22 protein-coding genes are annotated in these 24,667 nt (G+C 72.0%); 5 read left to right on the top strand and 17 right to left on the bottom strand.

Going from position 1 to position 24,667, the window contains the following annotated elements; translation table 11 throughout:
- Positions 1–187: 187 nt before the first annotated feature.
- The 3 genes from ABD976_RS15340 to ABD976_RS15330 all read left to right on the top strand — a co-directional run bounded on the left by ABD976_RS15340 (position 188) and on the right by ABD976_RS15330 (position 3,598).
- Positions 188–1,531, top strand: coding sequence for an MFS transporter (locus tag ABD976_RS15340; protein ID WP_345363570.1), 1,344 nt, complete (start codon positions 188–190; stop codon positions 1,529–1,531).
- Complete coding sequence (locus tag ABD976_RS15335; protein WP_345363568.1) at positions 1,528–2,748, top strand: M24 family metallopeptidase; 1,221 nt, start codon at positions 1,528–1,530, stop codon at positions 2,746–2,748. Before ABD976_RS15340 ends, ABD976_RS15335 begins: the two co-directional genes overlap by 4 nt.
- A gap of 73 nt (positions 2,749–2,821) precedes the next feature.
- Positions 2,822–3,598: an IclR family transcriptional regulator gene (locus ABD976_RS15330; protein WP_345363566.1), complete on the top strand. Its 777-nt coding sequence runs from the start codon at positions 2,822–2,824 to the stop codon at positions 3,596–3,598.
- 48 nt (positions 3,599–3,646) lie between these two features.
- Here ABD976_RS15330 and ABD976_RS15325 read toward each other — a convergent pair whose 3' ends face one another.
- A complete protein-coding gene (locus tag ABD976_RS15325) occupies positions 3,647–4,531 on the bottom strand; it encodes a polysaccharide deacetylase family protein (RefSeq protein WP_345363564.1) in 885 nt (294 codons plus the stop codon).
- A gap of 30 nt (positions 4,532–4,561) precedes the next feature.
- Positions 4,562–6,028 carry a purine-cytosine permease family protein gene (locus tag ABD976_RS15320; protein ID WP_345363562.1) on the bottom strand — a complete coding sequence of 489 codons (1,467 nt, stop codon included), beginning with the start codon at positions 6,026–6,028 and terminating at the stop codon, positions 4,562–4,564.
- A 110-nt stretch (positions 6,029–6,138) separates the two neighbouring features.
- Here ABD976_RS15320 and ABD976_RS15315 point away from each other — a divergent pair, with 110 nt between their 5' ends.
- Entirely contained in the window at positions 6,139–7,641 is a 1,503-nt protein-coding gene (locus ABD976_RS15315) for a PucR family transcriptional regulator (protein ID WP_345363560.1), read from the top strand.
- Between the two features lie 38 nt (positions 7,642–7,679).
- Here ABD976_RS15315 and ABD976_RS15310 read toward each other — a convergent pair whose 3' ends face one another.
- From ABD976_RS15310 to ABD976_RS15275, 8 genes are all read right to left on the bottom strand, one after another.
- Positions 7,680–8,054: a DUF2255 family protein gene (locus ABD976_RS15310; protein ID WP_345363558.1), complete on the bottom strand. Its 375-nt coding sequence runs from the start codon at positions 8,052–8,054 to the stop codon at positions 7,680–7,682.
- A 165-nt stretch (positions 8,055–8,219) separates the two neighbouring features.
- Positions 8,220–8,600 carry a VOC family protein gene (locus tag ABD976_RS15305; protein WP_345363556.1) on the bottom strand — a complete coding sequence of 127 codons (381 nt, stop codon included), beginning with the start codon at positions 8,598–8,600 and terminating at the stop codon, positions 8,220–8,222.
- 127 nt (positions 8,601–8,727) lie between these two features.
- Positions 8,728–10,458, bottom strand: coding sequence for a CocE/NonD family hydrolase (locus ABD976_RS15300; protein ID WP_345363554.1), 1,731 nt, complete (start codon positions 10,456–10,458; stop codon positions 8,728–8,730).
- A gap of 31 nt (positions 10,459–10,489) precedes the next feature.
- On the bottom strand, positions 10,490–11,431 hold the full coding sequence (locus tag ABD976_RS15295; protein WP_345363552.1) for an MBL fold metallo-hydrolase: 942 nt from the start codon (positions 11,429–11,431) through the stop codon (positions 10,490–10,492).
- 31 nt (positions 11,432–11,462) lie between these two features.
- A complete protein-coding gene (locus ABD976_RS15290; protein ID WP_345363550.1) occupies positions 11,463–12,386 on the bottom strand; it encodes an alpha/beta hydrolase in 924 nt (307 codons plus the stop codon).
- Positions 12,386–13,519 carry an FAD-dependent oxidoreductase gene (locus ABD976_RS15285; RefSeq protein ID WP_345363548.1) on the bottom strand — a complete coding sequence of 378 codons (1,134 nt, stop codon included), beginning with the start codon at positions 13,517–13,519 and terminating at the stop codon, positions 12,386–12,388. The genes ABD976_RS15290 and ABD976_RS15285 overlap by 1 nt, the downstream gene beginning before the upstream one ends.
- A 62-nt stretch (positions 13,520–13,581) precedes the next feature.
- Positions 13,582–14,535, bottom strand: coding sequence for a phosphotriesterase family protein (locus tag ABD976_RS15280; protein ID WP_345363546.1), 954 nt, complete (start codon positions 14,533–14,535; stop codon positions 13,582–13,584).
- A 39-nt stretch (positions 14,536–14,574) separates the two neighbouring features.
- Positions 14,575–15,558: a phosphotriesterase family protein gene (locus ABD976_RS15275; RefSeq protein WP_345363544.1), complete on the bottom strand. Its 984-nt coding sequence runs from the start codon at positions 15,556–15,558 to the stop codon at positions 14,575–14,577.
- Between the two features lie 480 nt (positions 15,559–16,038).
- On the opposite strand from ABD976_RS15275, the gene ABD976_RS15270 reads away from it, so the two are divergent.
- Positions 16,039–16,653 (top strand): TetR/AcrR family transcriptional regulator, encoded by a 615-nt coding sequence (locus ABD976_RS15270; protein ID WP_345363542.1) that lies wholly within the window; start codon positions 16,039–16,041, stop codon positions 16,651–16,653.
- 193 nt (positions 16,654–16,846) lie between these two features.
- On the opposite strand, the gene ABD976_RS15265 is transcribed toward ABD976_RS15270, so the two are convergent.
- From ABD976_RS15265 to ABD976_RS15235, 7 genes are all read right to left on the bottom strand, one after another.
- A complete protein-coding gene (locus ABD976_RS15265; RefSeq protein WP_345363540.1) occupies positions 16,847–18,019 on the bottom strand; it encodes an MFS transporter in 1,173 nt (390 codons plus the stop codon).
- Positions 18,016–19,068, bottom strand: coding sequence for a Gfo/Idh/MocA family protein (locus ABD976_RS15260; protein WP_345363538.1), 1,053 nt, complete (start codon positions 19,066–19,068; stop codon positions 18,016–18,018). Before ABD976_RS15260 ends, ABD976_RS15265 begins: the two co-directional genes overlap by 4 nt.
- Positions 19,065–19,868 (bottom strand): HAD family hydrolase, encoded by an 804-nt coding sequence (locus tag ABD976_RS15255; protein ID WP_345363536.1) that lies wholly within the window; start codon positions 19,866–19,868, stop codon positions 19,065–19,067. The genes ABD976_RS15260 and ABD976_RS15255 overlap by 4 nt, the downstream gene beginning before the upstream one ends.
- Positions 19,865–21,160: a DegT/DnrJ/EryC1/StrS family aminotransferase gene (locus ABD976_RS15250; protein ID WP_345363534.1), complete on the bottom strand. Its 1,296-nt coding sequence runs from the start codon at positions 21,158–21,160 to the stop codon at positions 19,865–19,867. Before ABD976_RS15250 ends, ABD976_RS15255 begins: the two co-directional genes overlap by 4 nt.
- A 707-nt stretch (positions 21,161–21,867) precedes the next feature.
- A complete protein-coding gene (locus ABD976_RS15245) occupies positions 21,868–22,638 on the bottom strand; it encodes an SDR family NAD(P)-dependent oxidoreductase (protein WP_345363532.1) in 771 nt (256 codons plus the stop codon).
- Entirely contained in the window at positions 22,635–23,777 is a 1,143-nt protein-coding gene (locus ABD976_RS15240; protein WP_345363530.1) for a mandelate racemase/muconate lactonizing enzyme family protein, read from the bottom strand. Before ABD976_RS15240 ends, ABD976_RS15245 begins: the two co-directional genes overlap by 4 nt.
- 168 nt (positions 23,778–23,945) lie before the next feature.
- Positions 23,946–24,602 (bottom strand): GntR family transcriptional regulator, encoded by a 657-nt coding sequence (locus ABD976_RS15235; RefSeq protein ID WP_345363528.1) that lies wholly within the window; start codon positions 24,600–24,602, stop codon positions 23,946–23,948.
- Between the last annotated feature and the right edge of the window lie 65 nt (positions 24,603–24,667).

Raw genomic sequence — 24,667 nt, 5'->3', positions numbered from 1 at the left:
AATAATCGGGGGATCGGGCACGATCTTGACAGGGCCAGTCGACGCCCCTACGTTCCGTTGAGCGCAACGCGGTTGCGACTGATGGAAAACGAGAACGCCGAGGAGGGCAGGCGACCCAGGTCCGAGTCCACCGCCGGCAGCGGCCTCCCGGCTCCTGGCGGCACGAGGCACGCAGGAGCGGGTGCGAATGACATCACCGGGTTCCGACTCCGGCACCGGCCATCCCGGAACGGCGACGACGCGCCGGGTCGTCGCGGCGAGCTTCATCGGCAATCTCGTCGAGTGGTTCGACTACGCGGTCTACGGCTACCTCGCCACGACCATCGCGGTGGTGTTCTTCCCCGCGACCTCCCCGACCGCCGGCCTGCTGGCGACCTTCGGCGTGTTCGCGCTGTCCTTCGTCGTCCGCCCCGTCGGCGGCATCTTCTGGGGGTACTTCGGCGACCGTTTCGGCCGGCGCAGCGCGCTGTCGCTGTCGATCCTGATCATGTCGGTCGCGACCTTCGTGATCGCGCTCCTGCCCGGCTACGCCCAGGTGGGCGTGCTGGCCCCCGTGCTGCTCCTGGTCGTGCGCACCGTGCAGGGCTTCTCCGCCGCCGGTGAGTACGCGGGGGCCGCGGCCTTCCTGTTCGAGTACGCACCGCGGCACCGGCGGGGCCTGCACACCAGCGTCGTGCCCGCGAGCACCGCGGCCGGGCTGCTCCTCGGTTCCGCGGTCGTCACGGTGCTGACCTCGACGCTCCCGCCCGAGGCCGTGGAGTCCTGGGGGTGGCGGGTGCCGTTCCTGCTCGCCGCGCCGCTCGGGCTGATCGGCCGCTACATCCGGACCAAGCTGGAGGACACGCCGGAGTTCCGCGTGCTGGCCGAACGGGAATCCGTGGCGCGGACGCCGCTGAAGGAGACGTTCGCCCACAACAAGCGGGCCATCGTCGTCGCCTTCGGCGCGACCTGCCTCAACGCCGTCGGCTTCTACACGCTGCTCAGCTACATGCCGACGTACCTGACCACCGAGCTGCACCTCGACGAGTCGGACGCGTTCCTGTCCACCACCATCGCGCTGGTCGGCTACATCGGCGCGGTCTTCGCGATGGGCAGGTTGGCCGACGTGGTCGGACGGCGCGCGATGCTGGCCGCGGCGGGGATCCTGTTCGCGGTGCTGGCGGTCCCGGTGTTCCTGCTCCTCGGGCCCGGCGGGCTCGTCGGGATCACGCTCGTCCAGCTCGCGCTCGGCACCGTGCTGACCCTCAACGATGCCGCGCTGCCCGCCTACCTGGCCGAACTCTTCCCCACCCGGGTGCGCTACAGCGGGTTCGCCTTCAGCTTCAACACCGCCAACGCCGTGTTCGGCGGCACCGCGCCGTTCGTGGCCACCGCCCTGATCCACGGCAGCGGCAGCGTCGTGGCCCCGGCCTGGTACCTCGCCGCCGCCGGGGCGGTGGCCGCCCTCTCGCTGCTGGCGAGCCGCCGGATCAGGACCACCCGCCCCACCGCTCCGCCACCGCGGACCCGAGAGGAAGGAAGCCGCCCATGACGCTCGACCGGCTCAAGGAGATCCACAACGGCGAACGCGTCCGCTCGACCTTCTCCGACGAGGAGATGCAGCGCCGGGTGACCGCGCTGCGCGCGCACATGGCCGCCGAGGACCTCGACGCCGTCGTGTTCACCAGCTACCACAACGTCAACTACTACAGCGACTTCCTCTACACCGCGTTCGGCCGCAACTACGCGCTGGTCGTCACCGCCGACGAGCACGTGACCGTCTCGGCGAACATCGACGCCGGGCAGCCGTGGCGGCGCAGCTTCCAGGACAACGTCGTCTACACCGACTGGCAGCGCGACAACTACCAGCACGCCATCGCCACCGTGCTGGCCCGCGCCGGGGTCGGCTCCGGCCGCCTCGGCGTCGAGGACGACCACATCCCGCCGGTGCTGCGCGCGCAGCTCGCCGAGGCGCTGCCCCGCTTCGCCCTCGTCGACGTCTCGGCCGCCACCGCGCGGCAGCGGATGGTGAAGTCCGCCGAGGAGATCGCGCTGATCAAGCACGGTGCGCGCATCGCCGACCTCGGCGGCGCCGCGGTGGTCGAGGCCGTCCAGGACGGCGCGCCCGAGTACGAGGTCGCGCTGGCCGGAACGCAGGCCATGGTCCGCGAGATCGCGCGCACCTTCCCGGACGCCGAACTCCGGGACACCTGGGTGTGGTTCCAGTCCGGGGTCAACACCGACGGGGCGCACAACTGGCCGACCTCGCGCCGGGTGCGGCCCGGGGACGTCCTCAGCCTGAACTGCTTCCCGATGATCGCCGGCTACTACACGGCGCTGGAACGCACCCTCTTCTACGGCGAACCGGGCCCCGAGCACCTGCGGTACTGGCGGGTCAACACCGCCGTGCACGAGCGGGGCCTCGAACTCATCCGCCCGGGCGCGGTGTGCAAGGACATCGCGCACGAGCTCAACGCGCTCTACGAGGCCGAAGGGCTGCTGGCCAACCGCACGTTCGGCTACGGCCACTCCTTCGGCGTGCTGTCGCACTACTACGGCCGCGAGGCCGGGCTGGAACTCCGCGAGGACATCGGCACCGCGCTCGAACCGGGCATGGTGGTGTCCATGGAGCCGATGATCACCATCCCGGAGGGCGCCCCAGGGGCCGGCGGGTACCGCGAGCATGACATTCTCGTGGTCACCGAGGACGGTGCCGACAACATCACCGGTTTCCCGTTCGGCCCCGATCACAACATCATCAGCGCCTGAGCGACGCCGCGGTGCCCGTGCGCGACGGCGGTGCCGCGCACGGGCGCCGAACGGCGCGCAGGGAGGCCCCGCCATGACCGACGACCCCAGCACGAACGCGCCCTCGAAGCTGCACAACGGGATCCGCGTCCTGCGCGCGTTCTCGGTGGACGAGCCGGCGCTGGGCGTCACCGAGATCTCCCGCCGGGTCGACCTGCACAAGAGCACCGTCTCACGCATCCTCGCGCAGTTCGAGCAGCTGGACCTCGTGGCCCGCGACGCCGACAGCGGCCGGTTCCGCCTCGGGCTCGGGCTGATCGGCCTCGCCGGGCCGCTGCTGGCCAACCTCGACGTGCGGCGCATCGCCTACCCCTCGCTGGAACGGCTCACCGAGCGCACCGGCGAGACCAGCGCGCTGGTGGTCTGGAGCGGCAACGAGTCGGTGTCGGTGGAGCAGGTGCCCAGTCCCAAGCAGGTCAAGCACACCACACCGATCGGGACCCGGTACTCGACGTCGGCCAGCTCGTCGGTGCAGGTCTTCCTCGCCGACCTGCCCGAGGCGACGGTGCGGGACCTGCTCGCCAGCCGGCTCGCGCACCCCGGGCACGACGACGAGACGTCCGTGCGGCGCTACCTCGACCGCCTGGACACCGCGCGCGCGGACGGGTTCGCCGTCAACGCCGGTGAGACCTCGGTGGAAGAACTGGGCATCAGCGCGCCGGTGCGCGACCACCGGGGGCGCACGGTCGCCGCGATCCTGCTGTCGGCACCGAGCTTCCGCGTCTCCGAGCAGCTCCAGGCCCGGCTCGCCGCGATCGTGCGGGAGACCGCGGTCGAGGTCTCCGAGCGGCTCGGGGCGTCCCCGTCCTGAGCACCGGCGGAGGCGCTGGGTCCGGTCGGCAGCGCCTCCGCCCGGGGCTCACTGCGCAGCAGCGATGTCCGGCTTGGTGTGCACGCGCGCCGGGCCGCACACCCGGTCGGCGTGCTCGGCGATCTCCCGCAGCGGGGCCACCCACATCCCGTCCAGCGCCTTGACCTCCTCGACGAGCCCTTCCAGCGCCGCCGCCCGCGCCGGGCGGCCGGACAGGAACGGGTGGTTGGTCAGCACGAAGCAGCCGCCCTCGGCATGCCGGGCCCGCGCCTCCAACGACCACATCCGCACCGCCTTGTCCGGGCTCTCGATCACGCCGCTGCCGGTCCAGCCGGGGAAGAACGCGTACTGCTCCCAGTCGTCGAGCGCCCAGTCCACCGGGATCTCCACGAGCGCGGGGGCCTGCGGATCGGCCGTGCCCAGCCGGTACGGCACGTCGTCGTCGAGCAGGCTGGAGTCGTAGGCGAAGCCGCGCTCGACCAGCAGGCGCGGCGTGTGCCAGTTCATCTCCCACCACGGGGCGCGGTAGCCGACCGGCCGCGCGCCGGTGAGGCGCTCCAGGACCTCCAGCCCGCGGTCGAGGTACCGCGCTTCCGTCGACTCGTCGATCCCGCGCATCTGCTCGTGGAGGTAGCCGTGGTGACCGATCTCGTGCCCACCGTCCACGATGGCCTCGACGACGTGCGGGTAGCACTCGGCGGTGTAGCCGGGGACGAAGAACGTCGCGCGGACCTCCTGCCGCCGCAGCAGCTCCAGCAACCGCGGCACTCCCACCCGCGGCCCGTAGGCCTGGTGCCCCATCAGCGACATCCGCCCCACCGCGCCGGGATCGTGCGCGAGCACGCACGATTCGGCGTCGACGTCGAAGGTGAACGAGGCCGCCGCGCGGTAGCCGTCGGGCCAGGGAAACGCGGGGGGTCGCTGCGCTGTCATCGCACTCTCCTTCTCTTCCGGGGGCAACTGCTAGCTCGGCTGCTTCGGAGCGGGCTCGCCGACCTGCTCGGGCACGTAGCGGCGGTGGATCCGGGGGCCGAACGCGGCGTACACCGCGGCCGAGACCGCGCTGCCCGCGAGCCACGACAGGTCCACCCCGCCCATGGCCGTCGCGATCGGACCGCGGAAGACGTCGACCACCCCGTACATGCACATCCAGGTCGCGGCGATCCCGGCCGCGAACGCCGACAGCGCCGCCGGGTTGACGTCCGGGAGCCGCCGCGTCCCGACCGGGTCGAACAGCCGGTGCACCCGGGTGGCGTCGCGTTCGACGGCGAAGAAGTGGACGAGCATGATCCCGGCCCAGGACGCGACCCACCCGACCAGGCACACCAGCCAGGAGTCGAGGACGGTGGCGAAGTCGCCGTGCAGGACGAACACGACGACGCACAGCATCGAGAACACCCCGACCAGGACGCTGAGGAACCGGCGGGACAGCGTCAGGTCCAGCGCCTGCGCCGCGACGCCGAAGGTGTAGATGTTCAGGATGTTGGTCGCGATCGGGCCGTGCACGACCAGGAACAGCACCGGGATGGCCAACGATCCGTACGCCTCCACGATCAGCTGCCCCGGGTCCACGTGCCCGTTCTCGGTGGCCAGCGAGGCGCCCAGCAGGCCGAGCCACACCACCGGCAGGAACTGCCCCAGCGCGCTGGCCAGGTACAGCCGCCGCCGCGGGACGGCCGCGCTGACGAACCGCGAGTAGTCGGCCGCGTAGGTGAACCACGTGATGCCCCAGCCGATCCCGATCGCGGTCATCACCGCCGTCATGGCGGCCCACCGCTGCGGTCCTTCGAGCACCATCCCGGGCGGACCGGCATAGCTCCAGTCGATGTCGAGCCGGGTCCAGGCCACGATCGACATCCCCACCAGCACCACGATCGTCGGCGGCACGGTCCACTTCTCGAAACCCGAGATGGCCCGGTACCCGATCCACGAGATCGCCACCTGCACCGCCATGATCACCGCCGCGACCAGCATCTTCGCCGCGTGGTTCGGCGCGCCGGGGTCCACCAGGCCCAGCTCGCCGAACAGGGCCATCACGAGGTCGAGGATGATCCAGGTGTTGACCGCGCACCACCCGACGGCCAGCACGGCCTGGATCGCGGCCGGGACGTAGTTGCCGCGCCGACCGAACGCCGCCCGCGACAGCACCATCCCGGTGGCGCCGGTGCGCTGCCCCAGCAGGACGAACAGCCCGAACACCGCCATCCCGACGAAGTTGCCGACGACCAGCACGATCATCGTGTCGAGCAGGCCCAGCCCCAGGCCGATGCCCAGCGCGCCCAGCACCCAGTTGATCGGCGCGATGTTCGCGCCCGCCCAGATCCAGAACTGCCCGGACACCGCGGAGGTGCGCGCCGATTCCGGGACCGGCTGCAACAGGTCCTCCAGCCCGTGGTGCGGGTGTGGGTCGTTCGCGGCTTCGGATCTCATGGGGCCTCCGCACTGCTCATGGCGATCCAGCCATGCTTGTGGCCCGCACGCCGCAGGACAAGGTACGGTCTGCCTGCTAAAACCACCGCGGGAGTGGACGGAGTGTCCAGGTGCCCATACCGCTGCGCGATGCGCTGCGACATCCCGGCCTCGCTCCGGCGGAACCGGTGCTGGTCACCGGCCGGGACGATCCGCTGGTGCGCTGGGTGCACTCCAGCGAGGTCCTGGAACTGGCGAAGCTGCTCCGCGGCGGGGAGCTCGTGCTCACCGCCGGTCTGGTGCTCGCCGCGGCCGGCGAGTCGCGGCAGCGCCGCTACGTCCGGGAACTCGTCGCGCGGAAGGTGGCCGCGGTCGCGATCGAGACCGACGGCAGCATCCCGTTCCCGGTGGTCGACGAGGCGCGCCGACTGGGGTTCGCCCTCATCCGGCTGACCCGGACGGTGCCGTTCGTGGCGATCTCGGAGCACCTCAACGGCGAACTCGTCGACGAATCGGTGCGCCGGTTGCGCCTGGCGGACTCGCTGTCCGACGAGCTGTCCAGGCGGCTGACCGAGGGCGGTGAGCTCCGTGACCTGGTCGACGCCCTCGCCGCCCGCCTGCGGGCCGGGGTGTCGGTGCTCGACGGCGGCGAGTCGGTGCTGGCGGAGGCCGCACCGGAGGAGGGCGCCCCGGAGAACGGCGCGGTCCCGTCCGAAGCCGACCACCTGGCCCCCATCGCCGTGCGCCAGGTCGTGACGGCCACGCTGCGGATCCGGCCCGGTCCGCGGACCGACCCGGCCATGCTGGCGGCGGCGCTCGACCGGGCTCCGCACTCCCTGGCCCTGTCGCTGCTGCGCTCCCGGGCGGCCGACCTCGACGACGGCGCCGCCCGCGCGTTCTTCGACGCGCTGGAGGACCGCGCGCCGGTCCCGCTGGCGCCGCTGCTCGCGACCACCCCGCTGCACCGCGAGCAGCACTTCGCCGCGGTGGTCACGGCCGACCGCGGCCGGTCCGGGGTCGTCGAGCAGGTCGCGCGCAAGCGCGGCTGGGCCGTGCTCAGCCGCGCGTCGTCCGAGGAGCTGCTCTCCGTGGTCGGCCTGCCCGGTGACGACCCGGACGGCGCCCGGCGGACCCTCGTCGACGACCTCCGGGAAGCGGGCGGGCACGAGCGGATCGCGGTCGGCCCCCTCGCGCGCGACGTCGAGCGGCTACCGCACTCCGCCCGGGAGGCCGGGCGCTGCCTGGACTTCCCCGCCGCCGAACCCGTCGTCGACGCCGCGACCTGGGCCGTGGAACGCCTGGTGTCCCGGCTGGGCGACCACGACGCCCTGCTCGACTTCATCGACGAACACCTCGGGCCGCTGTTCGACCAGCCGCCGCCGGTGCGGGACCGGCTGCTCACCACCCTCACCGCGTTCTTCGACTGCTCGACGAACAAGACCGCCACGGCCCAGCGCCTGCACCTCCAGCGGCAGACCCTCTACCAGCGCCTGGACCGGTTGTCCGAGCACCTCGGCCAGGACGTCACCGCCGCCGAGTCCGCACCCGCCCTGCACCTCGCCCTGCGGCTGCGGCAGGCGATGTCCTCGCTCCCCCCGCACCGCAGGCCGAACCTGACCGGCGACGAGCCGTAGGCCGGAGCCGCAGCACCTCGACGGGCCGGGCGGGTGGCTCAGTCGGCCGGCCGGAGGCGGAGGGTGGTGTCCACGGCGGGTGCGGCGAGCATCGGCGGCAGGTAGTCGTCCGCGTAGCGGGCGTACTTGCTGCGGTAGGCGTCATCGACCGCGGGCAAGGTGGCCTCGGGGGCGTGGTCGACGGCCACGTCGCGCTCGATCCCCGCCGCGTTGATCCGGGCGCCGGCCTGGTCGGTCGTGCGCCGGTACCAGGCACCGTCCGCGCCGCGGTACGAGCGCACGTACAGGTCGTCGCCGAGGCGCACCACCCAGATCGGCGTCCGCCGCAGCGATCCGTCGGGGCGGGCGGTGGTGATCTCCAGCTCCTCGGCGGCACCGAGGCGGTCGAGTTCCTGACGGGTCCAGGTGGTCATGCGCGGCCTCCTCCATCGGGTGTGCCGGTGAGCATGGCGCGCGGACCGCGCGGCCGCAGCTCGACCACCGGAAGCCGACGTCCCTCCGCTACCAGCGCGACCTCGATGCGGACGTCGTGGGGCCGCTTCACCTCCACCTTCGGACCCGGTGCTGAACCCCGGCCATCACAGCGGATCGAGGCGCGCCTTGAGCAGGCAGAACTCGTTGCCTTCGGGGTCGGCCAGGACGTGCCACTGCTCCTGCCCCGTCTGGCCGATGTCGGCCGGGCGCGCCCCGAGCTCCAGCAGGCGTTCGAGCTCGGCGTCCTGGTCGCGGTCGGTGGCGTTGACGTCGATGTGCAGCCGGGACTTCCCCGGCTCCGGCTCCTCCCTGCGGCTCAGGATGATCGTCGGCTGCGGACCGCCGAACCCTTCGCGCGGCCCGATCTCCAACGTGCCGTCGTCCTCGCGATCGAGCACGACGAAGTCCAGGACCTCGCACCAGAACCGCGCCAGCACCTCAGGATCGCGGCAACCGAGCACGAGCTCGCTGAGACGACATGCCATGAACGAAACCCACTCTCGGCCGGGGAACTGCCGGGACCCCGGCAGCGCAACGCTTCGCGACCGTACCGGACGACGGCCGGTGCGGGCGAGGAAATTTCGGCGCCGCCCGGCACGTCCCCCGGGTCGGCTACTCGCCCGCTGCCGCGCTCCGCGCGGTGAACGGCAGCACGAGGCGCGACCGGTGGGCGGCGTCGCGGTAGATCTTGTGCGTGACGGGGCGGCCCACCGGCAGGTGGAAGGCGTCCGGCGGCAGCAGGGAGTTGTGCGCGTCGGCCAGCGGCTCGTCGTTGGACAGCTCCACCACGAGCCGGTGCCCCGGCCTGAACGTGGCCGCGAACGGGTAGAGCCGCAGCACGTACTCCTCGACGGCGCCGGGCTCCACCGGGACCGCGCGGGTGTGCGGGTGGCGCGGGTCGCCCTCGGTGCTGCGGTCGTCGAGCTCGCGGTGCGAGGCCTTGAGGTAGCCGGTGGTGATCAGCTGCCGGTCGCCGTTCGGGGCCGCGTCCCACAGGCGCAGGATGAAGTTCGTGTCGTCCTGGTCGATCTCGGCGAACAGGTGCGCGGCACCGGTGCCGATCAGCTCCGCGTCCTCGGTGAACGGATCGGTGCTCCAGCTGAGGATCTCCACCCGGTCGGTCACCGTCAGCGGGGCCTGGTAGAAGCCGTCCGGGGCGGCGTGCTCGGCACCCATCGGTTCCGGCTCGGGCGAGAGCTTGCCGCGCGGGCGCAGGTACAGCGACCGGTGCGCCACGTCCTTCGGCGGCCACTGCGAGCCGGTCACCCGCTCGCGGGCGCCCTCCACGAAGACGGTGACCGCCGGCTCGTCCATCACCCCGTTGTCGATGCCCTTGAGCCAGTAGTCGTACCACCGGAACATCGTGTCGTGCTCCTCGACGAAGGGGCGCGACTGCATCGGCGGGTACGGTCCGATGTCCAGCTTCTTGGGGCACTCCAAGGCGTTGAACAGCTCGATGGTGCCGTCCACGGTCCAGCCGCGGCCCTGGTCGATCTGCAGGTGGACGGGGATGTCGATGTTCGGGGCCAGCGCGATGGGGTTGCGCTCCTCGTACCACCGCCCGTCCAGGTGGTTCAGCACGATGTCGAACCAGAACTCGCGGTTCCTGGGGTACTTCAGCACGTGCACCAGGTTCGGCCAGGCGGCCACGTCGGGGTCCTGCAACCGCTCCTCGACCAGTTCCCGGAGCTCCTCCGGGGAGTGGACCTGCTGCATCCGGGACTTGACGTTCGCGTGGGCGATGCCGGAGTCACCGCCGCGACCCTCCCGGGCGGCGCGCGGCATGAACCACATGATGCCGCCGTGGTAGGTGGTCTCGTAGAAGTCGTAGTGGCCACCGCTGACGAAGATCGCCTTCAGGTGCGGCGGGCGCTCGGCGGCGGCCAGCACCTGCATGGACCCGAAGTAGGAGATGCCGATCATGCCGACGTTGCCGTCGCACCACGGCTGCGCGGCGACCCACTCGATGAAGTCGTAGGCGTCCTGCCCCAGCGGGACACCACCGGCGTTGTAGTTGCCGATCATCTCGCCGCCCGAGTCACCGGAGCCGCGCAGGTCACCGATGACGTGGGCGTAGTCCTCGGCCACGACGCGCGCGATGTCGCCCGCCTCGATGCAGCCGTCCCACATCGGGCTGGGGCGCCGCTGCGCGGGCGTGGTGAGGGCGAGCGCCTGGAGCTCCTTGCCGTACGGGCTCAGGGCCACCAGCGCGGGCCGCGGCTTGTCCTCGGTGCCGTGGTAGGTGTCCGCGGCGAGCTCGACCCCGTCCCGCATCGGGACCCGCAGGTCCTTGCGGACGGTGATCCGCCGCCCGCCCGCGTCGATCTCGCGGATGTCAGCCATGGGCACGCTCCTTGTCGTCGAGGCCCGCACGTCACGGCCTCTGCTCGGCCTGCACGCGGTAGCCGTGCAGGGTGGTGAAGAACGGGGACGGTTCCAGCGCCGGATCGCCCTCGTAGTCGAGCTCCGCGGCCACGGGGGCGAACGGGGAGTACGCCGAACCGGTCTCCCGCAGGCCGCCGCGCAGGCAGCGCCGGGCCGCCGCGCCGACCCGCGCCTCGATCTCCAGGCTCCCGTCGAGCGCCTCCCGCGCCTGCGCCCCGTCGAGTTCGACGCCGTAGGCCACCCCGTCCGCCCGGCGGTAGGGGTGCCCGAGGTACAGGTGCCGCGGGCGGAGCTCGTCGCGGAGGTACCGCAGGCTCGCGCGGTAGGCGGCCGGGTCCTCGTAGCCGGGGAAGCCGTTGGCGGCCCCGTGGACCTGCACGGCGTCGCCGACGAAGACCGACCGCTGCCCGTCCACGACGTAGGCGACGGATCCGGCCGTGTGACCGGGGATCGCGTGCACCGAGACCGTGACGTCCCCGCCGAGGGAAAGCGTCTCACCGCCTTCGACGAGCGCGGTCGGTTCCACCTCACCGGAGATGACCGCCGCCGCGGCCGCCTCCTGCTTCGCCTCGCCCTCGGGGTCGTGCAGGTACTGCTGCCGCACGTCCAGGTAGTGCTGCACGTGGGCCCGCCGCGAGCGCAGCAGCGGTGCGTCGGCCCGGTGGATCACGACCTGCGCCCGCCGGCCGGTGAGCTCCCACAGGGCGTGCGCGCCGCCGATGTGGTCGAGGTGGCCGTGGGTCAGCAGGATCCAGCGGACGTCCTCGATCCGGCGCCCGATGGCTTCCAGGGCGGGCGCCATCCCCTCGGCCGGTGACGAGGCGATGCCGGTGTCCACGATGGCCGGTTCGGGCGCGTCGAGGTAGAAGCTGTAGAGCCCGAACCGGCCCCACGGCGAGATCAGCGGGTGGATGCGCACGTCGCGCGGCATGGTCCTCCTTCCTGCCCCCGGTCGTGGCGGCTCAACGGCTGCGCAGGAAGTCGCGGGTCTCGGCGTAGACCCGGTGGAACTCCGGGATCCACGAGAAGTTCTGCACGAAGCCGTGGCCGGCGCCCTGGTAGCGGCTGACCGTCGCGGCCACGCCGGCCTCCGCCAGCCGCCGGCCGTAGAGCTCGCCCTCGTCGCGCATCGGGTCGTGCTCCGCGGTGATGACCAGCGCGGGAGGCAGCCCGGCGAGGTCCGCGCGCTTGATCGGCGAGACCAGCGGGTCCGCCGGGTCGGCTCCGCTGTCGAGGTAGAAGGCGTTGAACGGCTTCAGCCCCGCCGTTTCCAGGCCGTACCCCTCGGCGTTGTCCCGCAGCGAGGCGTAGCGGTCGACGTCGAAGTCCAGGTCGAGCGACGGGTAGTACAGGATCTGGTGGGTGATCCGGTCGAAGCCCTCGTCGCAGGCCATCGCGGCCACGGCCGCGACGAAGTTGCCGCCCGAGCTGTCCCCGGCGATCGCGAGGGTCGCCCCGTCCCACGCCAGGGCCGCACCGCGGTCCGCGGCCCAGCGCACCACCGCGTAGCAGTCCTGGAGACCGGCCGGGTAGGCGTCCTCCGGCGCCCGGCGGTAACCGACGGAGATGACCTTGAGGCCGGTCTCGTTCGCCAGCGACCGCGCGACGTGGTCGTGCGTTTCCAGGCTGCCGAGGAAGAACGCACCGCCGTGGAAGTAGACCAGCAGGCCGTGCGCGTCGGCCTCGTCCGGGGTGTAGATCCGCACCGGCACCTCGCCCGCGGCGGTCCGGGCGATCTCGTCGGCCACCGCGTGCACCGGCGTGCGCCGGTCCACGGGCGGCACGTCGGCCTCCTCGCCGGCGCGCATGGCCACCGGGTCGAGCGGCCCTCCGGGCGGGGCCGGCGCGTTGCGGAGCACCTCGGCGATCGTGGGATGCAGCGTCATCACCGCTCACCTTCCTTTCCTGCACCCGCGGGCTTCTGCCCGGGGAAGACGTCGTCGAGCTCGTCGGCGTCCCACGACCGGCGGGAGACGCGCTGGAGTTCGTCGGTGACCGGCTTGCGCTCGTCCTGGAACCGCGCGAGCGCGTCCCGGACGGAACCGGTTTCCCGCAAGGCGTCGGCGAGCGCTCCACCGTCCTGGATGGCCTGGTTGGCGCCTTGGCCCTGGTGGTGCAGCATCGCGTGGGCGGCATCGCCGAGCAGGGTGACCGAATCCGTGTGCCACGTCTCGACCGGGTCGATGTCGAAGGCGGCGCGGCAGGTCAGGGCGTCCACGTCCAGGTCGCGGGTGATGTTCACGAGCCGCTCGTCGAACCCGTCCATCAGGGCCAGCAGGCCCTCCTTGGTGACCTGCGGGGACCAGGAGTCGTCGTCGGACAGTGCCGTGATGTCGAAGGACAGCTCGTTGCGGTGGCGCAGCGGCAGGCAGTAGACCTTCGTGCCCTTGTCGTCGAGGAACATGCGGAGGTTGTCGTCGACGACCATCCCGTAGGCGTCGTCGGCCGGGATCACGGTCCGGTAGGCGTGCTCGCCGGAGAAGACCGGCCCCCGCTCGGTGAACAGCTGCCTCCGCACCAGGGAGCGGATGCCCTCGGCGCCGATCACGAGGTCGGCCGTCACCTGCTCGCCACCGGCGAAGGTGACCGTCGCCCGGTCGCCATGGTCGGTGATCGACTCCATCCGGTGCCCGAGGTGCAACCGGTCGGCGGGCACGGCCTTGAGGAGGGTGTCGATGAAGTCGCCGCGGTGGATGAAGCGGGTCTTGTTCTCCCGGGCGTAGTCGTGCATCCCGGGCCATTCCTCCCGCAGGATGACCTCGCCGGTGCCGTCGAGGATCTCGAAGTGGTCGCTGGGCGAGCTCACGGCCGCGATCGCGTCGAAGATCCCCCACCGGCGGAACAGCTCCACGGTCGCCGGGCGCAGCCCGATGCCCGCGCCGACCTCGCGGATCCGGGGTGCCTGCTCGTAGACGTGCACGTTGGCCCCGAGGAGGCTGAGCGCCTTGGCCGCGGCGGCCCCGCCGTACCCGGCACCGACGATGGCGATGTCGAGCTCGTTCAGGTCGGAGGTTTCCATGTTCCTCTTCCTCTTCGGATCGGCGCGGCGGTGCGCCGGTGTTCGCGCTCTGCGCGCGACGTTCAGCTGTGGATGGTCAGGAAATCGGCGGGGTTGTCGACGAAGAGCTTCGTGATGGTGGCCTGGTCGACTCCGGCGTCGCGCAGATCCGGGATGAGGTCTTCGAAGAGGTAGTTCACCGTGTGGCCCCGCACGCCGGGCCAGCCCAGCGGGCTGCAGTTGGCGTCGGCGGAGGCCAGCAGTTGGTCGAGGTGCCCCTGGTGGACCAGGCTGAGGAAGTGCTCCAGGCGCTCGCGCCGGGGCCGGGCCCAGAACGGCGGGTCCGCCAGCTCGGTCTCGTAGCCGAAGGTGTCGAAGCCGATCCGACCGCCCCGCTCGAAGATCCACTCGTGCGGGGTGTTCGGCGCGTTCGGGCCGTCGTCGGCGTGCCCGAACAGGACGCGGTGCAGCGGGAGCCCTTCCTCCTCGAAGATGGCGACCGCCGGCTCGGGGTCGATGGCCAGGTGGGTCAGGATCGGCACCCCGGTCATCACGGCGGCGCGGGCGGCGGCCCGGTAGATGCGCTTGTCCAGCTCGGTCATCCGGCCGCCGCGGCTCACCCCGACCTTGATGACCCCCGCGCGGCTGCCGGTGTCCCCGATGCCGACCGTGATCTCGTGGACGAACTGCCGGTTCAGGTAGTCCACGCTCGCCCGGGCGAAGTGCGGCAGCGCGGTGTCACCGCCGACGAAGCCGGTGCAGGCGACGATGTGGACGCCGGTCTTGGCGGACAGGGATTTGTAGTAGTCGACGTCGCGGCCGTTGCAGATGCCGGTGACGTCGACGAAGGTCCCGCCGCCGTGCTCGCGGAACCGGCGCAGCTTCGGGACGGTCTCGGCGTACCGCTGCTCGGGGGTCTTCCACCACTGCGTGTCCAGTTCCGAGCCGGGCATGCCGTAGCCGACGTGCTCGTGGACGGCCACGAACCCCAGCTCCGCTGCCGGGACGGGCCCCAGGACGGTGTTCACTCGCGACACAACAACTCACCTCTGGAAGGAGTTCGACGATCGACGGGGTCAGCGCACCGACAGCAGGTCGCGCGGGTTGTCGACCAGGATCCGCCTGCCGTCCTCGCCGCTGAGCCCAGCGGACTCCGCCAGCGGGACGAACGTCGAGCAGACGTGGCCGTACGGCAGGTCGTAGGCGGGAAGGCCCTTCGCGACGCCGATCGCGTTGCTCGACAGCAGGATCCGGTGCGCGTGTCCCGCCCGGACGAGGTCGAGCACCAAGGCGGCGCGCTCGCGGTCGGTGACGTGGGCGTCGTCGTCGTTGCGCCCCACGTGGTCCAGCGCGACGAAGGCCCCGCGGCGGGCGATCTCCAGGGGCGCGCCCGCGGCGACCGCGTCCTTGCGGTCGAGCCCGCCGACGACGACGCGATCGGCGGGCAGCCCCTCGCCCAGGACCACGTCGAGGTCCGCGAGCGCGTCGCCGCCGTACCGGAGGGAGAGCGGGACGCCGGTGCTCCGCGCGGCCCGGGCCGCGCCGCGGAAGAGGCTCTCCTCGGTGGCGGTCCTGCCGCCGCGGTCGGCCGCGGTGGCCACGAGCCCCGCGGCGCCGCGCCGCTCCAGGCGCGGGACCACCATGCCTTCGGTGATCTCGGCGGTGAACAGGTCGGCGAACTTCTCGGCGGGCCACGGCGTCGGCGGGTTGGTCTGCGGCGTCAGGAAGTAGCCACCGAGCAGCTCCTCCGGGCCCATGCCCGTCGATGCGACGACGTGCACCCCGGTGGCACGCGAGAGCGCCTCGTACAGCGGCAGGTCGCGGCCGTGGAACATGCCCGTGCTGTCGACGACCGTCCCCCCGCCCTGGTCGCGGAAGGCCGTCAGCTTCGCCGCCAGGGCCTCGAAGATCTCCGCGCGGTCCACGGTGATGTCGAACGCGTGCTCCGCGCCCGGGACCACCGACAGCAGGGCTTCGTGGACCGCGACGACACCCAGGTCGTCCGCCGGAACGGGGCCGAGCACCGTGTTGACGGTGCCGGCGGTCTGCGCGCCTGTCACTGGCAGTTCCTTTCGATGCCGACGCGGCGGCTCACTTCGATGTGCTCCGCGGCGGGCTTGCTGCCTCGTGCTGCCGTCGGGCCGAGGCGGTCGGCGAGTGGTTGCGGTCACGTGCGAGGTCGATGGTGACAACTGACTTTACGTCGTGTCAAGAGAGCGTTTCATGCGTAAATGAAACCCGGCGCGCACCGGAACACTCCGGAACGGCCGAGATCCACACCGCCGCCTCCGTTCGACACGGAGGACGTCCGCGCTGGTCATGGCATCGCCGCATCGATATCCCGCTCCTGGGACGACCCGCCGCAGGGCCCAGCGAGACGTCCGCCACACCGGGACCGAGAACCAGGACCGACGGCTTCGATCGCTCGATCGACGACGCGAACCCGTCTGTGCTAAATATATTTACATCCAGTAAAGTTCACTGGCATCGAGCATGGTGGACCGGTGCGCGGCGCAACCGCCGTGCTCTACCCTGGCGGTATGGCGAGGCTCCGCGAGGCGCAGAAGGAGATGACGCGACAGCTCCTGCTGGACGCCGGGTTGAACCTGTTCGTGTCGAAGGGCTACACGGCCACCACGGTCGACGACATCGCGTCGACCGCGGGCACGACGCGGGTGACCTTCTACGCGTACTTCCCCTCGAAGGCCGACCTGATGAAGGCGCTCATCTCGGAGCGGCTGAACGCCGCCCTGCACCGGGTCCCCTCCACGGAGCACGGCACGACCGAGAGCGCGCTGGTCGCCGTGGTCGAGGACGGCTCGCGGGAGCAGCTCCGCACCTGGCTCGTGTCGTCCGCGCGGCGATGGGATTCGATCCGCCCCTACACCAAGTCCGCCTTCGAAGCCGCGGCCGTCGATCCGGAGATCCGCACGTCGCTGGACACCTGGCTGAACGAGGCCACGGCCGACATCAAGGCCGGGCTCGACCGCGCCGACCGCTTCCCCGCGAGCACCCGGCACTTCCGCAGCGTGCTCGCGATCACGGAGCTCGACCACGTCGCGCGCCACTGGACGCCGGGCCACTGGGGTGTCGAGCAGGAGGAGATGCTGGACGTCCTCGCGGAGAGCTGGGCCGGCCTGATCGGACGGCCCTGATCCGGCAGGTCGCTACCAGGCAGATCCCGGGTGGCCGTCAGCCCGCCAGGGCTGCGACCACCCGGCCGGAGCGGACCTGGCCCCGAGCTCACATCGCCGGGCGGTCGAACCCGTCGTCGGTGCGGAGGGTCGGGGGTGCGCCCGGCGATCCGGGCACACCCCCGACCGTTTCCCGCTACGGGGATGTGGCCGGTCAGCGCACCGCGGCGCGGTGACCGGTGGTGACGTGCTTCGTGGCGGCCAGCGACGCCAGGCACGCCGCGGTGGCGTAGAGGCACAGCACCACGACGCCCGATCGCGTTCCGAGGTGGTGGATCGCGAGTCCCACCGGGACCGCGAGCAGGGAACCGCCGAAGCAGGCCGCCCCGATGAACAAGCTCGTCACCGTGGCGCCGGGCAGCTCCGACGTGCGCACGGCGAGCGCGACGGCCACCGGGAAGACACCGGCGGCCGCCAGCCCGCACAGCGCTGCCAGGAACACCAGCAGCACCACGCTGGACCCGAGGGTGACCGACATCGCCACGAGCGCGATCACCATGCCGGAGGTCATCACCACGATCGCCGGGGCGGAGAAGGCGCTGGTGCCGTACACGCTCCAAGCCCAGCGGCCGGCCGCCACCGCGGCCCAGAAGCCGCTCACCGCCAGGACACCCGCAGTGGCTCCGTGGCTGTCGCTGGTGACCGACGGGAGGAACGCCGCGATGTTGGTCTCGGCACCCGCGTAGAAGAAGCCCAGCGCCAGCAGGACGGGCAGTCCGAGGGAGTACGACGGGCCCGCCCCGCCGGTGGTCCCCGCTCGCCGCACCGGCGGGCCCTCGTCGAGGCGGTTCCACGACAGGCACCAGGCGACCAGGCACGACGTGACGGCGACGGCGAAGCCCAGGCACAGCTCGGCTCGCGACACCTGCTCGCTCAGCAGGAACACCAGCAGCGGCAGGCCCAGCGCGCCGAGGGCGAAGCACGACTCCAGCACGGCGATCTTCCGGTGCGCTCCCGGCGCGGTCAGCGCGTAGCCGCCCACGCTGGACTCCAGGAATCCCGCGCCGAGGCCGAACAGCAGGCCGCTCGCCAGCAGCTCGCCGGAGCCCGCCGCCTGCCCCAGCAGCACGACCCCGGCGACGATGCTCGCCAGCGCGGCGGTCACCGAGGTGCGCAAGCCCCAGCGCGACACCACGTGCGGCGAGCAGAGCACGGCCACCAGGAACGCGAGGAACTGGACGGTCACCAGCCAGGACAGCGACTGGGACGAGACCCCGAGATCGCGCTGGAGCATCGGTGTCATCGCACCCCAGAGGACGTGGCCGGTGCCGACGAGGAAGTAGAGCGGGACGCCGAGGGCGAACGTCCGGTCGTCGAGCGCGCTCATGCGGGCGCCCCCACGACCTCGGCGCGGGCCGGCACGCGCTGCCCTGCCACGTACTGCTCCAGGACCTGCTGCACGTGGTGGCCGTCGGCGAAGGTGGGCATGGTGGCGTCGGCACCGTGGCAGGTCCGCGCCCACCGCACCAGTTGCAGGCGGAAGGAATCCGACCAACCGTGGAATTCGGTGGGCGGATCGGCCAGCAGCGGCATGTCGAGGTCGGTGATGTGCCACCCCGCCCGGGAACCTTCGTAGAGGCGGCCGCCTTCCGCGGAACACCAGTGCAGCGTGCCCGCGGTGCCGACGACCTTGAACGTCACGCCCCGCTCGTCCTGGCTCGCCGCCTTGGAGGTGGACAGGCGGAACTGGATGCCTCCGTCGAGGACCGCGAACCCCTCGGAGTGGTCGTCGACGGCGACCGGGTTCCCTTCCTTCTCCGGGACGACGGTGACCCGGTGGGACCGGATGGAGGCCGGTTGGTGGGAGCGGCCCGTCACGTGCTCGGCCAGGTCGATGAGGTGGACGCCGAGATCGCCCAGCGCGCCACCGGTTCCCGCGGTGTTGCCGGAGTCGCGCCAGGTGAAGGTCTTCCGGCGGAACGCGCTGTCCTTGTGGAACGACAGGTCGATCGAGCAGACGTCGCCGATGCGCCCGGCGGCGACGCGGGACCTGATCTCGCGGACGACCGGCAGTTGCCGGTAGTTGAACCCGACCGCGGCCACGGTCCGGACCTGCTCGGCGAGTTCCACCATCCGGCCCGCGTCGTCGGCGGTCGTGGCGATGGGCTTCTCGCAGAGGACGTGCACGCCCGCCCGCAGCGCGCGCACGGCGTGCTCGTAGTGGCAGAAGTTGGGCGAGGCGACGATGACGCCTTCGGCGACCGCGAACGCCTCCTCCAGCGCGGGGAAGGGCTCCCCGCCGAATCGTCCGGTGAAGTCGGCGGCCTTCGCGGGATCGATGTCGTAGGCGCCGACGAGTGCGGTCTCCGGGAACGTGCTGATGGCGCGTGCGTGGGCCTTGGCGATCCCGCCGCACCCGATGATGGCGATCTTCATGGTGTCTCCTCCTCGCGTGCCAGCGATCCTTCGAGGACGTCGAGGACGCCGCCCAGGCATGATCGGTGGGTGACCGGGAACCCGGCTCGTTTGGCCTCCTCCGTGGCGTTGGCCACCAGCCACGGGAAGTCCACGTTGTGCAGCATCGCCAGGTCGTTGCCGCTGTCGCCGAACCCGAACGACTCGGTCGCCCGGTCCAGTCCGGCGAGGACGTAGGTGACCGTCTCGGCCTTGCCGGTGCCGACCGGGACGAAGTCGACGTCGAAGAACCCCGGCGGGTCACCCGCGTCCGGATTGCACCGGTTCAGGTTCACCGCCACGCCCTTGCCGGCGGCGAGCTCGACGAGGTGGTTCGCCGCGTCCGCGCCTTCGGGCGGCAGGTAGTAGCCGCACTTGAACGCGGGGAACTCCGGTTGTTGCGGTACCAGCCGGATCCCGCGCGCGGCTTCGAACGTCGCCACGATCTCCGCGACCGACCGGTGCGTGAAGCCGCTCGTGCCGAGCCGGTGCCGCCACTGCCGGTCGGCGACCAGGGCGCCCGCCTCGCGGAAGCGCAGATCGGTTCCCAGGTCGCCGGAGACGAAGTCCGGCAGGAAGTCCAGGCCGGCGCCGCGGACGAGGTCGAGCGCGCCCGCCACGGAACTGCCGGTCACCCACCCGAAGAGCAGCCGTCCGGGCCACGCCTTGATCAACAGGTCCAGGCGTTCGATGTCGGCGACGGTCCGGTCCGGTTCCCGGTGGTCCCAGAAGGTAGCGTCGAAGTCGCAGAACACGATCGCGTCCTGGGCGCGTCCGCTCACAGCGACCCCACGACCTTCCAGATTCCCTCGACCACGCGGTCCTGTTCCGCGGCGGTGAGGTCGGGGTGCAGCGGCAGTTGGAGGATGTCCTGGTCGAGGCGGTCCGTCGCCGGGAGGTGCGTGCCCGCGACGTCGACGATGTCGGCGCGGGATCCCTGCCGGTGGGTCGAATAGGGGTAGTAGACGTCGGTCTCCACCCCGTACGCGTCGAGGAGCGCCTTCCGCACCCGGTCGCGGTGCCCGCCGTGGACGCGCACCGTGTAGAGGTGCCAGACCATGTCCGAGGTCATCGGTGGCAGCGACAGCAACCCCGTCGCGGCGACGTTGCCCAGCGCCTCGCCGTAGCGGCAGGCCAGCGCGGCCCGGACGAGGTTGTTGTAGGAGAATCGCGGCATGCGCGCGAGCAGCGCCGCGGCCTGGAGGTTGTCCAGGCGGGCGTTGAGGCCGTGGCGCCGGGTCTTGAAGTTCTTCACGCCAGGCCGGAAACCGTGGTAGAGGTACTCCTCGCAGGTCTCGGCGACCGCGGCGTCCGAGGTCAGCACGGCACCGGCTTTCCCGCAGGCGCCCAGGTTCTTGTACGGGTTGAAGCTCAGCGCGGTCGCGTGCGCGTGCTCGCCGAGGTCCTGCAGGCCGAGCGACTGGCAGGCGTCGTCGACCACCTTCATCCCGTTCGCGTCGGCGATCTCGCGGATCGCGCGCAGGTCCGGTCGGCGTCCGTACAGGTGGACCGGGACCACGCAGGAAGCGCCCGCGGACGCCAGCCGGGAGAAGTCCGCCGGGTCGAGGCAGTGGGTGGCTTCGTCGACGTCGCACAACACCGCGACGGCGCCGACGGCGAGGACGGCGTTCTCCGTGGCCGCGAAGCTGTTCGCGGGCAGGATCACCCGGTCGCCCTCCGCCACGCCGACGGCGGTGAGCGCGGCCATCAACGCCTCGGTGCCGCTGGAGGCACCGACGACCCGGGCCCCGAGGAACCCGGACATCTCGTCCTCGAACTCCGATACCTTGCTGCCGGAGGTGAACCGGCCGCTCCGGAGGACGGAACCGAACTCCGCCTCGACGTCGCGGACCTCCTCGGCGGAGATCAGCCGGTGCAGCGGCAGGAACGGAACCTCGTCGGCGGGCGGTGAATGGCGCGCGACGATGTCGTCGAGACCCGTGATGCCGCGCTCGAGCGCGCCCGCGAGCGCTCGGTTCAGGCGGGAACCGTCGTCGCGCGCGGTGGCAGGAGGAGCATTTCCCACGCACGACTGCACGATCTGGTGAACATGGTGGCTGCGTCCGAACTGCATTGGCTCTCCAGCAATGAGTCGTTGACCGAATTGCGAGGATCGATGACGCATCGTTCAAGGGTCGATCACAGCTGCTGCACCGCACAGTGTGCTGGGGCCGGGTGAACTGCCGACGACCGAGCACTGAACCCGCCCTGGATCCACCGAATGACAAAGAACACGCGTCGAAACCCGTTCTGGGGATTGAGGAACCCGGACGGGGCAGCGGTAATCGAGAGCGAGCCGAATCGCGGTTTCCCGCCGTTCGGGCATCTCAGGGAACCGACGTCGCGGGTTTCGTGCGGTAGGGCACGACCAGCGGACGGCCCGGTTGGTTCTGGCGGAAAGGTCGCCAGCCCGGCGGGACCAGTGGCAGCAGTTCCGCACCATCCCACGGATCGAGCAGGAACACGGCGGAGCTTGTCCCGACCACTGCCGACCGGAACCCCGGCGCCGACCGGAGGACGGAACGCAGTCGCGGCGAGGCTGGTCGTCCTCGACCTCGTCGCGGAGCGGGACCCGGTGGCACCGCGGTCCTCGATCGCAGGTCCGGCCCGTTCGCCTCCAGCACCCGGGCCTCCGGGCCGCCGCGTGCACGAGGGCCACGGCGACGATCGCGATCGCGCAGTGCGGAAGGAAAACCGGTGATCCTCTGTGGAATGGGAACAGCACGTTCCACAGCGCGCCTGGCTGCTCCTTGCTCGGTGTCGCGGCCGGGGGCCTCCGCTTCAGAGGCTGATCGAGGACTTGGCGAGGACACCGCCGTCGCAGCGGATCAGCGAGCCGGTGGTGTAGGAGGACAGGTCCGAGAGCAGCCACAGGACGCACCGGGCGATCTCCTCCGGGCGGGCCAGCCGGCCGAGGGGCACCTCGTGGGCGATCCGGTCCCGCATCGCGGCGCGGTCCTCGGCGGCGACGTTGGCCCACATCAGCGCGGTGTCGGTGGGCCCGGGGACGACGGCGTTGACGCGGATGCCGTGGCGGGCGTAGTCGACGGCCAGGGTGCTGACCATCGAGGAGATCGCGCCTTTCGAGGCGCCGTAGGCGGTGGCGCCGCCCGCGGTGAACCCGACCCGCGCGGCCGGGGATCCGCACAGCACGACGCTGCCGCCGCCGGTTGCCATCATCGTGCGGAGCGCGGCGCGGACGACGAGGAACGTCCCCGTCGTGTTGACCTCCAGCACCTGCCGGAACGCGTCCGGGTCGAGCGCGTGGGCCGGGCCGCCGCGGTCGACGCCGGCGGCGGTGAAGACGCCGGCCAGCCGCGGCCCGGCCGCCACCCCGTCGAACGCGGCGTCGACCTGGTCGGCCGCGGTGACGTCCACCTGGTGCGCGGTCGCGTGCCCGCCCTCGGCGTGCACGGCTTCGACGGTGGCGGCCAGCCCGTCGGCCGAGCGGTCGAGCGCGTGGACGTGGTGGCCCGCGCGGGCGCCGAGCGCGCAGACGGCCAGTCCGATGCCCGAGGCGGCACCGGTGACCAGGATCGAGGTCCCGCTCATCGGCCCGCGCCGAGGAGCGCGTCGACATCGGCGTAGCGGCCCAGACCCGCGCGGTCCAGCTCGATGCCGAGACCGGGTCCTTCCGGGATGGGGAGCATGCCGTCGGCGTCGAGGGTCCACGGCGCGGCGAGGATCTCGTCGACGTACGGGGAGCCGGTGACGTACTCGACGAGGTCGGTGTCGGGCAGCGCGGAGGCGATCTGGAGGTCGGTGGCCAGGCCGACGGCGGTGTTCCAGCCGTGCGGGATCAGCCGGATCCCGCGGTCGTGCGCGGTCCAGCCGATGCGGCGCAGCTCGCTGATGCCGCCGACCTTGGTGACGTCGGGCTGGACGACGTCGAGGGCTCCGCGTTCCAGCCAGGGCTGGAAGCTCTGGCGCCTGGTCAGGACCTCACCGCCGGCGATCGGGACCGGGGCGTGTTCGCGCAGCCGGGCGTAGTCGTCGATCGCGTCCGGCGGCAGCGGCTCCTCGAACCAGTCGACGTCGTGCTCGGCGAGCATGTGGGCGGTGCGCAGCGCCCACTTGTAGCCCTGGCGCCACGCGCCGTCGCTCGCCCCCGCGTCGACCATGAGCAGCGCGTCCGGGCCCACCGCCTCGCGAGCGGCGGCGACGATGCGTTCGTCCACCGCGGACGTGGTCCGGCCGAAGGGGCCCCAGCCGATCTTGAACGCGGTCCAGCCCGCCTCGACCAGCGGGTGCAGCTGCTGGGCCATCCGGTCGGGTTCGGCCATGAGCAGCGAGGCGTAGGGCCGCACCCGGTCCCGGTGGCGTCCGCCCAGCAGCCGGCCCACGGGCTGCCCGGTGGCCCGGCCCAGCAGGTCCCACAGCGCGGCGTCGATCCCGCTGATCGCGTGGGTGACCGAGCCGCCGCGGCCCAGCCAGAACGTGGTCCGGTGCAGCTTCTCGGCGACCCGCTCGGGCTCCAGCGCGTGCTCGCCGAGCAGCAGCGGGCGCAGCACCTCCAGCGCGCCGCGCACCAGCGCCTCGCTGGTGAACACGCTGCCCACCCCCACCGCACCGGCGTCGGTGTGCACGGCCACGAGGGTGTGGACGACGTCGTCGGGCTGGAGCTCCTCGGTCCAACCGCCTTCGGGGGTGGCGCCGCGCAGCCCGGCCGCGCGGATGTCGGTGATCTTCATGAGGTCCTTTCCCGGTGGAGCCACCACCCGAGTCGTCGCCGGTGCTCGCCGGCGGGGAGCCCGCTGCTCGCGGTCGCCAGGACCGCACCCGTCCCGAAGGTACGACGCGAATGGCAGATGGTCAACCATCTACCGGATGGCGTCACCCGGTCCGACCCGGCGGTGCGGTCAGTCCCCCAGGTAGACCCCGATGTGCTGGACGACGTCGTCGTCCAGGGCGTCGGCGTCGCCGCGGCGCAGAGCCGCGAGCAGGGCCCGGTGCTGACCGGGGATCTCGTCGGGGTCGGCGTGGCGGGGGGCGTCCCGGACGAAGTAGGCCCGGACCCGCGGCAGGATCGTGCGCCAGATCTGCAGGCTCTGGGTGTGCCCGCTCGCGCTGATCACGGCCTCGTGGAAGGCGACGTCGAGATCGGCGAGCCGTTCAGCCGCCCCGTCGTCGCCGGGCCGGACCCGCTCCATCTCGGCGACGAGCCGTTCGAGCTCGGCGACCAGGGCGCCGCGGTCCGGGAGCGCGACGACTTCGCGGAACGCGAAGCGCTCGATCGCCGTCCGGATCGGCACCAGCACCTCGCGCACCTCGCGCTGGGAGATGCCGGCGACCTCGGCACCGCGGTAGAGGTGCGAGACGACCAGCCCCTCCTGCTCGAGGACCATGATCGCCTCGCGGACCGGGCCGCGGCTCACGCCGGAACGCGCCGAGATGTCCCGTTCGACGAGCCGGTCTCCCGGCTTCAACTCGCCGCTGGCGATCGCCTCGCGAAGCCAGGACAGGATCCAATCACGCCGGGACACCGGCATCGCCGACGTCGGTGCTGAGTCGCGCACGCTTGTCCAGTTCTGGGAGTCGGTTCGGCGGACCCGCCCAGCATAGGGCACGGCGCCGGAACAGG

Origin of the sequence: Saccharopolyspora cebuensis (assembly GCF_039542665.1) — a bacterium.
Taxonomy (GTDB): Bacteria; Actinomycetota; Actinomycetes; order Mycobacteriales; family Pseudonocardiaceae; genus Saccharopolyspora; species Saccharopolyspora cebuensis.
The sequence above is the reverse complement of the archived record's forward strand: the minus strand, read 5'-3'. Positions and strand labels throughout refer to the sequence as shown.

Excerpts from the sequence above, each read along its gene's own strand:
- ABD976_RS15340 (WP_345363570.1), top strand. The coding sequence starts at position 188 with ATGACATCACCGGGTTCCGACTCCGGCACCGGCCATCCCGGAACGGCG.
- ABD976_RS15335 (WP_345363568.1), top strand. The coding sequence starts at position 1,528 with ATGACGCTCGACCGGCTCAAGGAGATCCACAACGGCGAACGCGTCCGC.
- ABD976_RS15330 (WP_345363566.1), top strand. The coding sequence starts at position 2,822 with ATGACCGACGACCCCAGCACGAACGCGCCCTCGAAGCTGCACAACGGG.
- ABD976_RS15325 (WP_345363564.1), bottom strand. The coding sequence starts at position 4,531 with ATGACAGCGCAGCGACCCCCCGCGTTTCCCTGGCCCGACGGCTACCGC.
- ABD976_RS15320 (WP_345363562.1), bottom strand. The coding sequence starts at position 6,028 with ATGAGATCCGAAGCCGCGAACGACCCACACCCGCACCACGGGCTGGAG.
- ABD976_RS15310 (WP_345363558.1), bottom strand. The coding sequence starts at position 8,054 with ATGACCACCTGGACCCGTCAGGAACTCGACCGCCTCGGTGCCGCCGAG.
- ABD976_RS15305 (WP_345363556.1), bottom strand. The coding sequence starts at position 8,600 with ATGGCATGTCGTCTCAGCGAGCTCGTGCTCGGTTGCCGCGATCCTGAG.
- ABD976_RS15300 (WP_345363554.1), bottom strand. The coding sequence starts at position 10,458 with ATGGCTGACATCCGCGAGATCGACGCGGGCGGGCGGCGGATCACCGTC.
- ABD976_RS15295 (WP_345363552.1), bottom strand. The coding sequence starts at position 11,431 with ATGCCGCGCGACGTGCGCATCCACCCGCTGATCTCGCCGTGGGGCCGG.
- ABD976_RS15290 (WP_345363550.1), bottom strand. The coding sequence starts at position 12,386 with ATGACGCTGCATCCCACGATCGCCGAGGTGCTCCGCAACGCGCCGGCC.
- ABD976_RS15285 (WP_345363548.1), bottom strand. The coding sequence starts at position 13,519 with ATGGAAACCTCCGACCTGAACGAGCTCGACATCGCCATCGTCGGTGCC.
- ABD976_RS15270 (WP_345363542.1), top strand. The coding sequence starts at position 16,039 with ATGGCGAGGCTCCGCGAGGCGCAGAAGGAGATGACGCGACAGCTCCTG.
- ABD976_RS15265 (WP_345363540.1), bottom strand. The coding sequence starts at position 18,019 with ATGAGCGCGCTCGACGACCGGACGTTCGCCCTCGGCGTCCCGCTCTAC.
- ABD976_RS15260 (WP_345363538.1), bottom strand. The coding sequence starts at position 19,068 with ATGAAGATCGCCATCATCGGGTGCGGCGGGATCGCCAAGGCCCACGCA.
- ABD976_RS15250 (WP_345363534.1), bottom strand. The coding sequence starts at position 21,160 with ATGCAGTTCGGACGCAGCCACCATGTTCACCAGATCGTGCAGTCGTGC.
- ABD976_RS15245 (WP_345363532.1), bottom strand. The coding sequence starts at position 22,638 with ATGAGCGGGACCTCGATCCTGGTCACCGGTGCCGCCTCGGGCATCGGA.
- ABD976_RS15240 (WP_345363530.1), bottom strand. The coding sequence starts at position 23,777 with ATGAAGATCACCGACATCCGCGCGGCCGGGCTGCGCGGCGCCACCCCC.